Origin of the sequence: Microcoleus sp. w2-18bC1, from assembly GCF_036700365.1 — a bacterium.
Lineage (GTDB): Bacteria > Cyanobacteriota > Cyanobacteriia > Cyanobacteriales > Microcoleaceae > Microcoleus.
The window spans coordinates 1-3,819 of record NZ_JAUBOS010000133.1; the positions used below are offsets into that span (position 1 = coordinate 1).

3 protein-coding genes and 1 pseudogene are annotated in these 3,819 nt (G+C 48.2%); all 4 read right to left on the reverse strand.

The genetic code is table 11. The features are described from left to right. Positions 1-74 precede the first annotated feature (74 nt). The gene (locus QT979_RS28520; RefSeq protein ID WP_333312350.1) at positions 75-1,445 is read right to left on the reverse strand and encodes a tetratricopeptide repeat protein; all 1,371 of its coding nucleotides are present in this window, start codon (positions 1,443-1,445) and stop codon (positions 75-77) included. 225 nt (positions 1,446-1,670) lie between these two features. Next, complete coding sequence (cbiE, locus tag QT979_RS28525) at positions 1,671-2,879, reverse strand: precorrin-6y C5,15-methyltransferase (decarboxylating) subunit CbiE (RefSeq protein WP_333312351.1); 1,209 nt, start codon at positions 2,877-2,879, stop codon at positions 1,671-1,673. 20 nt (positions 2,880-2,899) lie between these two features. Next, entirely contained in the window at positions 2,900-3,370 is a 471-nt protein-coding gene (locus QT979_RS28530) for a GNAT family N-acetyltransferase (protein WP_333312352.1), read from the reverse strand. Between the two features lie 314 nt (positions 3,371-3,684). Next, positions 3,685-3,819: pseudogene (locus tag QT979_RS28535) on the reverse strand (photosystem II q(b) protein); the annotation flags it as partial.

Below are 3,819 nucleotides of genomic sequence, written 5' to 3' on the forward strand. Positions count from 1 at the left end.
CACTTTACTATTGAGCGCGCGATCAAATAACCCAGGCCACGTAACACGCGGGCGATATATTCAGCAAGCCCTAATTAGACTTCAAGCTCTTTCTGAAGTTCTCTAATTGCATTTTGTGCATCCCTGTATGAATCGATATTTCCCTGTTGCTGATACAACTCAGAGGCTTTCTGAAAATCATTTATTGCTCCCTGTATATCTCGCTGTTGGTGCCGGACAAGAGCCCGATTGTAGTAAGCATCAGCATCGTTAGGATCGAGGCGGATAGCTTCGTTGAAATCGGCTAGTGCACCTTGTATATCTCCCAGTTCATCGCGGAGCAGAGCCCGATTGAAGTAAGCAAAAGTATACTTAGGATTGAGGCGAATAGCTTCGTTGTAGTCGGCGATTGCACCCTGTATATCTCCCTGGTTATAGCGGAAATCACCCCGATTGTAGTAAGCATCAGCATACTTAGGAGCGAGGCGAATAGCTTCGTTGTAGTCGGCAATTGCACCTTGTATATCTCCCTGTTGTAAGCGAATAAAACCGCGATAGTTGTAAGCCTTAGCATCATTAGGATCGAGGCGAATAAACTCGTTAAAATCGGCTATGGCACCCTGTATATCTCCCTCGTCATAGCGGAAATAACCCCGATTTCCGTAAACTTTACCATAGCTAGGATTGAGGCGAATAGCTTCGTTGTAGTCAGCGACCGTACCCTGTTTATCTCCCTGTTGTGATCGAACAAAACCGCGATTGCTGTAAGCTTCAGGATCGTTAGGAGCGAGGCGAATAGCTTCGTTGTAGTCGGTGATTGCACCTTGTATATCTCCCTGTTGCGCTCGCACAAAACCGCGATAGTTGTAAGCCTTAGCCTCGTTAGGATTGAGGCGAATAGCTTCGTTGTAGTCGGCGATCGCTCCCTGTTTATCTCCCTGATCATAGCGGACAATACCCCGATTGTAGTAAAAATCCGCATCGTTAGGTTCGAGGCGAATAGCTTCGTTGTAATCGGTTAGTGCACCCTGTAAATCTCCCTGGTCATAGCGAACAATACCCCGATTGTAGTAAGCATCAGCATAGCTAGGATTGAGGCGAATAGCTTCGTTGCAATCGGTTAGTGCACCCTGTAAATCTCCCTGGTCATAGCGGACAACACCCCGATTGCTGTAGGCTTCAGCATAGTTAGGTTCGAGGCGAATAGCTTCGTTGTAATCGGCGATCGCACCCTCTATATCTCCCTGTTGTGAGCGGACAGCACCCCGACCGTTGTAAGCTTCAGCATCGTTAGGATTGAGGCGAATAGCTTCATTGAAATCGATTTCTCCTGACGGATTGCACTCATTTATGTCAATTTCTTCCACTTGTTGTGCTGACAACTGCGCGACAGCAAATTCAGCAGGTTGCACGCTCGCAATTGTTGCCACGATTAGCGCTGGTGGCAGTCGGTAATAAAAACTCATTTTTTAACCTCTCATGAGCTTTGAGATTTGAGCTCTTAGATTTGAGATTTGACATTTGAGATGGCTACCTCTGAATATTTTACTTTAATCGGACTCAAGCCAAGTATCATACTCAAATCAACTCGTAGGCTGCGTCAGGCGGAGTGAGAAAGCGATTATTATTAAGGGTTGAGGCATCTGACGCACATTACTCTATTTTAGATGGCTCCCTCGGAATATTTTACTTTAGCTTTTAACTGCCGCCCACTGAGTTACGGGTGCAAGTGGCTTCCAACCCTGAAAAGAACCGATCGCCTCTACTCGCTGAATCCCAATTCTAATGAGTTCCCCGCCATAACGATCGTGCCATTGCAAAACTTTAAACTCGCTCTCAACTGTCACCGCATTAACAACTAATCGGCCGCCTTCACCTAAAGCATTCCAGCAAGTTTCCAGCACAGATTCTGCCGTGACACCGCCGCCGATGAAAATAGCATTCGGTTGAGGCAAATTTGTCAGGGCTTCCGGCGCTTCTCCCGCAACCATTTCGAGTTCGGGAACACCGAAAGTAGAGGCATTTTCGGCGATGTATTCCAATCGAGTCGGATGGCGTTCGATCGCGATCGCCCTGCACCGAGGATGACTCCGCATCCATTCGATCGCGATCGAGCCGCAGCCCGCCCCCACATCCCAAAGCAACTCTCCGGGAATCGGTGCTAACGTTGACAGAGTAACGGCTCTAACCTCCCGCTTGGTAAGTTGTCCGTCGTGGCGATAAGCAGTATCCGGCAAACCGGAGGTACGAGGGAGGATAAAAGTTTGTCGATCGGCTGCAACTGCGATCGCGATCGTGTTCAAATCAGCCAAATCCGCTGCATTCCAGGCTGCTGCTACCCCCTCGATCCGCCGTTCCGAGTTCCCTCCCATCCGCTCAAACACGGTCATCAAACTGCTGCCAAACCCCCGCTGCGTCAACAATTGTGCCACCTTTCCCGGCGTGTGTCTGTCAGCGCTCAACACCAGCAAGCGCGCGCCGGGGGACAAAGCAAGGGCGATGGATGCGATCGGGCGATTAGTCAAACTGAAAGTCTCAACTTGACCTAGCGGCCAACCCAAACGGGCGCAAGCAAGACTAAAAGCCGATACCGCCGGAATCACAGTCATTTCCTCCATGGGAATCTGGCGCGACAGCGTGACGCCGATGCCGTGGCACATGGGATCGCCGCTTGCGAGCACACACACAGACTGTCCCCGGCGGCGGAGAATATCGTCAACTGTTGTCTGCAAAGGCGATGCCCAGAGCAATTTTTCGCGGGTGTCGTCGGTTGGTAGCATTGCTAGGTGACGGGCGCCACCAACAACGATTTGAGATTGAGAGAGGAGGGTAAAGGCGATCGGGCCGAGCCCCGAAAGTCCATCTTCGCCAATCCCCACCACCGAAAGCCATTTGTGCATTGCGGCCTTACTGCTAATTACTACTTATCGATTCTAAAGAATAATATCGGATTTCCATTCATAATTCTTTCTTCTACTTGTTTCATTCCGAGTCTTTCTGCGACTTTTTGCAACTCAATGTTTGGGCGATCACAAGTTGCGACAAGATAGTTAAAGCCAAGTTCATCAAAACCATAATCCAATATTTTGGTTGATGCTTCAGTAGCGTAACCTTTTTTAAGTGCTTTCGGCAGCAGTGCGTAAACTAACTGGGGCTGTGCTTCTTCAAAAAAATACCACAAACCAACAAATCCAATAGTTTCTCGATCGCTCTTAGTTTCGATAAACCACATACCGAATTGCTTTTGGGCAAACAGCTTTTTGTTTTCGGCAAGCATTTCTTCAACCTTTTGTAGCGACCAGATTTCGCCGTCGCACAGATATCTCCTCACATAGGCATCGATAAAAATTCTATGAAGCGTGTTGAGGTCGCTCTCCACAATCGGTTTCAAAACTAATCTCTCTGTTTCAAATATCCTAGGGATTATTTATGTTGGATTAAAGGGCGATCACACCTATCAATATTAGTCCAGGACGCACAGGTGGTCAGAAACCGGGTTTTTTATGAAAAGATGGGTTGCAGCGCGTAGATTCGGTAAAAAAGCCGGTTTCTTTGATAGGAGTGCGATCGCGAACTGTTTATTTTTGTAGTTGCGGTGTCTTCGCCGGCGGATTCATGCGTCCATGACTGTCTGAAAAATATTTTTCCCAAAACAAAAAGCGCCCCTATTTCTAGGAGCGCTTTTTGTTAATCTAGGACTAAAACTTAGCCATTGATAGAAGGAGCAACCATTGCTACTGGGGTGACTTCACTAGCAGCCAAGTCAAGCGGGAAGTTGTGAGCATTGCGCTCGTGCATTACTTCCATACCCAAGTTAGCGCGGTTGATCACATCAGCCCA

Coding starts and splice junctions, on each gene's coding strand:
- QT979_RS28520 (WP_333312350.1), bottom strand. CDS start 1,445: ATGAGTTTTTATTACCGACTGCCACCAGCGCTAATCGTGGCAACAATT.
- cbiE (WP_333312351.1), bottom strand. CDS start 2,879: ATGCACAAATGGCTTTCGGTGGTGGGGATTGGCGAAGATGGACTTTCG.